Source organism: Acinetobacter sp. (assembly GCF_049284435.1).
Lineage (GTDB): Bacteria > Pseudomonadota > Gammaproteobacteria > Pseudomonadales > Moraxellaceae > Acinetobacter.
Genome location: NZ_JBAPXX010000152.1, coordinates 23,810 through 30,119, shown reverse-complemented (window position 1 = coordinate 30,119; position 6,310 = coordinate 23,810). Strand labels below are relative to the sequence as shown.

The window sequence follows — 6,310 nt, the reverse complement described above, 5'->3', positions numbered from 1 at the left end:
GAATTTCTCTTCTGCTTCTTCTTCACCAATACCAAGCGCTTCAAAGATCGCTTTTTGCATTTCAAGGTTGTGAATACGTAGTGAACCACCACCGATTTCAGTACCGTTCAATACCATATCGTAAGCCACGGACAATGCAGCACCTGGGTTGTTCTTCACTTCTTCTACGCTAGATTTTGGAAGCGTGAATGGGTGGTGAACAGACGTCCATTTGCCATCATCAGTTTCTTCGAACATTGGGAAATCAACCACCCAAAGTGGTGCCCACTCACAAGTTGATAATTTAAGGTCATGACCGATCTTCACACGAAGCGCGCCCATGGCATCGTTAACAACTTTCGCTTTGTCTGCACCGAAGAATACGATGTCGCCATTTTCAGCGCCAACACGTTTCAATAGATCAAGCACGATTGGCTCGATGAATTTCACGATTGGAGATTGAAGACCTTCGATACCTTTTTCAAGTTCGTTGACTTTGATGTAAGCCAAACCGCGTGCACCGTAGATGCCGACAAACTTGGTGTATTCATCAATTGCACTACGTGGCAGTGAGCCAGCACCCGGTACGCGAAGCGCAACGATACGACCTTTAGGATCTTTAGCAGGGCCTGCGAATACTTTGAACTCAACGTCTTGCATCAAGTCTGCAACGTCAACCAGTTTCAAAGGAATACGCATATCTGGTTTGTCAGATGCATAGTCACGCATTGCATCGTTGTAGGTCATGCGTGGGAATTTATCAAACTCTACGTTTAGAAGTTCTTTGAACATCTTGATCGTTAAAGTTTCCATCAAATCCATAATGTCATCGTCACTCATGAACGATGTTTCAACGTCGATTTGGGTGAATTCTGGCTGACGATCCGCACGCAAGTCTTCATCACGGAAACATTTCGCGATTTGGTAGTAACGATCGATACCGCCCACCATCAACAATTGTTTGAATAGCTGTGGAGATTGTGGCAGTGCATAGAAGCTACCGTTAGATACACGGCTAGGCACTAAATAGTCACGCGCACCTTCAGGCGTTGCACGAGTTAAGATCGGAGTTTCAACGTCTAGGAAACCATTGTCTTCGAAGTAGTTACGAATCAGGTTGGTTAACTTAGAACGGAAGCGTAAACGATCTAGCATTTCTGGACGACGGATGTCCAGGAAACGGTATTTCAAACGAATTTCTTCAGAAATATTGGTGTTTTCGTCATTCAAAGGGAATGGCGGAGTTTCAGACTGAGCAAGAACTTCAATTTCTTTACCCAAGACTTCGATTTGACCGCTCACCATATTGGCATTTTCTGTGCCTTCATAACGGCGACGTACACGGCCTGTAATTTTTAATACAAATTCTGAACGTACTTTATCAGCAGTTGCGAATGCTTCAGGAGTATCTGGGTCAATAACCACTTGAACAAGACCATCACGGTCACGCATGTCAAGGAAGATTACACCACCGTGGTCACGGCGACGGTGTACCCAACCGCATAATGTTACGGTTTGGTCAATTTGAGCTTCGGTTAAAGAACCGCAGTAATGAGTTCGCATCATAGCGTTAGAAATCCAACTATATGGGTTAAGGTCAGCGAATACGTAAACAGCGTACCGCTTTGAGTAAAGGTAGGATTATGCCTCTTTGGGCATGTTGTCACAAGAACTTGGGTCAAAAACAATATCATTTTAAAGTGAATAGGGGAAAAGCCAGTGCTTTGTTTAACCCATCCTGCGATCTCTGTCTAAAAATAAAAACAATAAACAGCCCAGACTGAACGTGATCAAAAAGCCTTGGCTAAATTCATTGATCGAGCGACCAGTAAAATAATAGAGGTCCGATTGCCAGACTTCCGTAGAAATATAGCGCGTATAATCCCAGACAGAAAATAAGCCAGTAAATATGGAAAGCAGCAATAAGCCCCAGGCAAACGATTTGATTTTCAGGCTGACTGCAAGATATTGCTGATGAGTTTTATAATAATGCAGGCTCATCCACAGGATAAAAGGCAAGACAATCACTGAGGTTCCAATCTGTAAAATCCGATGCAAAGGATAACTGTTGCCAAATAGCTGAAACTGTTGGGCTAAAAAATCATGAAAGGCAAAAGTTCGAAAATCGACGTGGGTCAGTCCATCCCAGATTAAATGGGTGGCTGTACCAATGATGAGTGCCAGACACATCACCAGAATGAATTTTAGTGCTGAAAGGATATTGTGAATATTTAAATCATGCTGAATACCGATGAAACGGTAAATCACGGGCCGGTAAATCAGGTACCAGACGGCACAAAAAGCCAGACCGATCCAAAGATCCGGATGAATCAGTGAAGACCATAAATGGGTAATATTAGAATTAGTATGAGTAAACAGACGATGCAGATCGGGAACCATGCTCCCAATTGCCAGCGCAGCAACAGGTAGTCTATTCCCAGTCAAATATGAAATAGGTGGAGCAAGCACAGCATGCGATAAGGTAAAGGGCATAAAGATAATGTTTTAATGTAATCAAAAATATTCAAAGGACATTCTAATAAAATATAGCACTGAGTATCGTAAAGGATTGCAAAAACAATGAAATGTTATATTATAACATTCATCCAGATTACTGAATTTGAGCTTTGGTCATGTCCTTCCCTAAGAATCTAATAACATTGTCAATTTTTGCTGTAGTTGCGCCTACAGTATTTGCAGAGCAATCCTCATCTTCTATCCCGGTGCAGACCATGGACACTATTCAGGTGCAAGCTCATCCATTGGTGCAGACTGCGGCGGATTTCGCGGTTGCGGATCAGGTCGTGGATCAGAAAGCACTGTCTGAACGCGCCACCACCATTGGTGATGCCTTGGCAGATGAGCTTGGTGTTTATTCTAATCAATATGGTTCAGGCTCAAGCCGTCCGGTGATTCGTGGTCAAGATGGTCCACGTGTGAAAGTGCTACAACATGCTTCTGAAACAGCGGATGTATCCACTTTATCTCCTGACCATGCTGTCACCGTTGATCCGATTCTGGCTAAACAGGTAGAGGTGATTCGCGGTCCATCTACGTTGCTTTATGGTGCCGGTACAGTTGGTGGGTTGGTGAATGTCACTGATCAAAAAATCCCGACTCAAATGCCTGAAGATGGTTTGGAAGGTACAGTCGGTCTACGTTATAACTCAGGCAGTGACGAAAAACTGGCAAGTGCTGGTGTGACAGCAGGTATTGGTGAAAACTTTGCTTTGCGTGTAGAAGGCTCAAAGCGTAAAGCCAATGATTATATTGCCCCGGATTATGTCGTCGAAGAGCCGCATGGAGATCACTCCCACTTTCATAAAGAACGCCGTGTAGATAATACTTTTGCTGAAGGGCAGACAGTCAATATTGGTGGATCATGGATTCATGATCGTGGTTTTGTTGGTCTGTCTTATAGCAACCGTCAGGATCAGTATGGTTTGCCGGGGCATAGTCATGAATATCATGGTTGTGTTTTACATGGTGATCATTTTCATGGTTGTCCAACACCTGACCCAGATGCACCAGCCCATGAGGAGCATGGTGGACCATGGGTAGATTTAAAATCTGAACGCTATGAAGTACGCACCGAACTGGAACAGCCTTTTTCCGGTATTGAAAAACTACGTGCACATGCCAGCATTACCGATTATGAACACGATGAACTTGAAGAAAATGAAGTGATCAGTAACTTTAAAAGCAAAGGTTATGACGGTCGTTTAGAGTTGGTGCACGTGCCAGTTGCAGGCTGGGAAGGGGTGATTGGAACTCAGATTTCACAGCAAAAAATTAATCTTGCCGCATCAGAGCATGACCATCATGAAGATGGCGATGAGGACGATGAAGAACATCATGTTCATGGTTCAGGTGTCGTGATGCCGGACACAAAAACTGACAAATTCAGTCTTTTTGCTTTAGAACATAAGCAACTTGGCGATGTGCATGTTGAACTTGGTGCGCGTGTCGATCATCAAAAAGTGAAAGTAGATTCGGATCAGAAAGATTATTCAGGTACAGGTGTCTCTGCATCCGCTGCAGCGAACTGGGAGTTTGCACCGAACTACAAACTTTCTGTAGTGGGATCTCATCAGCAGCGTTTGCCTTTAGCTCAAGAACTCTATGCTGATGGCTTGCATTTTGCGACCAATACCTACGAAGTCGGTAATCCTGATCTCGATAAAGAAACTTCAAATAATCTCGAATTAGGTTTGCATTATGAAGGGGATAAACTGGATTACCATGTGCACGTGTATCACAACTGGTTTGATGATTATATCTATGGCGAAACGGTAGCGCAGAAAGGTAATTTACGTGGCGTGCAATATACCCAAGACAAAGCCAGATTCTATGGTACAGAAGCACAAGCCGGTTATCAGATCAATGATATGTATAAGCTCAGCGTCTTTGGGGACTATGTACGTGGCAAGATTGAAGCTGAGAATGCACCACGTGTACCCGCAGGTCGTTTAGGCACAAAAGTTGAAGCAGACTTTGCCGATGGCTGGTCAGGTTTGGCTGAGTATTATCATGTCTTTAATCAGGACAAGATCGCCAGCTATGAAGATGAAACCCAAGGCTACAATATGGTGAATGTGGGCTTAAGCTATGTCAATACCATTGCAGATAACAATACTTATCGGGTTTATTTCAAGGCCAATAACCTGCTCGATGATCAGGTGTATTCACATACTTCCTTCCTGTCTAATATTCCGCAAGTCGGTCGCAACTTTACCGTCGGCGTGCAGTACGATTTTTAAAAAGTCTACGGAAATAATCGACCAAATCATCTAGATCTCACTGAAATCTACTTGAAAAATCATAAGATAAAACCTAGCCTGAGTATATTGGGTTAGGTTTTTTCTTATGCGTATCTTTCAACGAATTCACAATAAATTGAACTGGTCAAATCACCGTTATGCGACTTTGATCATCAGTATGCTGGCCGTAGGTTATCTGGCTTCAGCGATCTACCACACGTATAAGCCTTTGCCGGAAGGTCTGAATTACACGGGCAAGCTGCGTCATGCCGAAGTCAAATTTCTGGCCGATCAGACCTATCTGGATGCCGAAGGCAAACAGCATCTGGATCATCGCATTTTTAATGAAATGCTGAAAATGATTGAAGAGGCCAAATCACTGATTGTGCTGGATATGTTTTTATTTAATCAGCAAACTGGGATCTCGACAAAGGAGCATCAGGCATTGAGTCAACAGCTGACGGATGCTCTGATCAGTAAGCGCCTGCTGCAGCCTGAGGTGGAAATCAAGTTTATTACCGATCCGATCAATTCAGTTTATGGCGGGATTAGATCCGAGCAGTATCGGGAGTTGCGTCAGCACGGTATTGATATCATTGAAACCAATCTGACGCCGTTGCGGGCTTCCAATCCAAGCTGGTCCGGCTTCTGGTATCTCTGTTGCCAGGGCATTGGCAATAATCCGGAAACAGGCTGGTTGCCGAATCCATTTGGAACAGAAAAAATTACCCTGCGTAGTTATTTTGATTTGTTTAACTTTAAAGCCAATCATCGTAAAACCATGGTGGTGGATACCGATCAAGGCTGGAAAGCACTGGTCACGTCCATGAATCCGCATGATGGCAGTTCGCGGCATTCCAATATTGGCTTATTGGTTTGGGGCAGTACAGCTGTAGATATTCTGAAAACAGAACTGTCTGTGGGCATGATGTCACAAGCGAATATGCCAGCCATTGTCGCCGGAGATTTTCAGGCAGACAGCAGCCAGCCACAAGCTCAGGTGCTGACTGAAAAAGCCATTTATGATGCGATTCTGAATCTGATTCAGACGGCGAAAACCAATGAACAAATTGATCTGGCGATGTTTTATCTGTCTGAGCGCAAGATTATCAAAAGTCTGATAGCCGCCCATGAACGCGGTGTCAAAGTCCGGATTTTACTCGACCCAAATAAAGATGCCTTTGGCCGTGAAAAGAATGGGATTCCAAACCGGCAGGTGGCTTCAGAATTGCGCGAGGCGGGTATAAATGTACGTTGGTGTCATACTCAGGGTGAGCAATGTCATAGCAAAATACTGATGAAGCGCAATGCTCAGCAAGCTGAAATGATTTTAGGTTCGGCCAATTTTACAGTACGCAATTTGAAAAACTATAATCTGGAAACCAATATGCGCGTGGTGGGTCAGCCTCAGGCTGAAGTTTTCAGGGATGCCCAGCAATATTTTGAAGGGGCATGGTCAAATCTAAATGGCCGTTCTATGAGCGTGGACTATACGCAATATGCAGAAAATTCGTTCTTTAAATATTGGCTGTATCGCTTTATGGAATGGAGCGGCTGGTCGACGTTTTGAT

Annotated in this window: 4 protein-coding genes; 2 read left to right on the top strand and 2 right to left on the bottom strand. The window is 43.9% G+C overall.

What is annotated here, in order from left to right; all coding sequences use genetic code 11:
- Together aspS and WAK81_RS13305 are read right to left on the bottom strand one after the other, a co-directional pair.
- Positions 1-1,545: aspartate--tRNA ligase (gene aspS / locus WAK81_RS13310; protein WP_422197470.1), on the bottom strand; the 1,545-nt coding region annotated here is incomplete at its 3' end.
- Positions 1,546-1,707: 162 nt separating this feature from the next.
- Positions 1,708-2,472, bottom strand: a complete 765-nt coding sequence (locus tag WAK81_RS13305; RefSeq protein ID WP_422197468.1) for a DUF4184 family protein — start codon at positions 2,470-2,472, stop codon at positions 1,708-1,710.
- Between the two features lie 140 nt (positions 2,473-2,612).
- Here WAK81_RS13305 and znuD point away from each other — a divergent pair, with 140 nt between their 5' ends.
- Together znuD and WAK81_RS13295 are read left to right on the top strand one after the other, a co-directional pair.
- Positions 2,613-4,739, top strand: a complete 2,127-nt coding sequence (gene znuD, locus WAK81_RS13300) for a zinc piracy TonB-dependent receptor ZnuD (RefSeq protein WP_422197466.1) — start codon at positions 2,613-2,615, stop codon at positions 4,737-4,739.
- A gap of 106 nt (positions 4,740-4,845) precedes the next feature.
- Entirely contained in the window at positions 4,846-6,309 is a 1,464-nt protein-coding gene (locus tag WAK81_RS13295) for a phospholipase D-like domain-containing protein (RefSeq protein WP_422197464.1), read from the top strand.
- The last annotated feature ends 1 nt before the right edge of the window (position 6,310 follow it).

What these genes read in the sequence shown, in the direction of transcription:
- znuD (WP_422197466.1), top strand. Translation starts at nt 2,613, where the DNA reads ATGTCCTTCCCTAAGAATCTAATAACATTGTCAATTTTTGCTGTAGTT.
- WAK81_RS13305 (WP_422197468.1), bottom strand. Translation starts at nt 2,472, where the DNA reads ATGCCCTTTACCTTATCGCATGCTGTGCTTGCTCCACCTATTTCATAT.
- WAK81_RS13295 (WP_422197464.1), top strand. Translation starts at nt 4,846, where the DNA reads ATGCGTATCTTTCAACGAATTCACAATAAATTGAACTGGTCAAATCAC.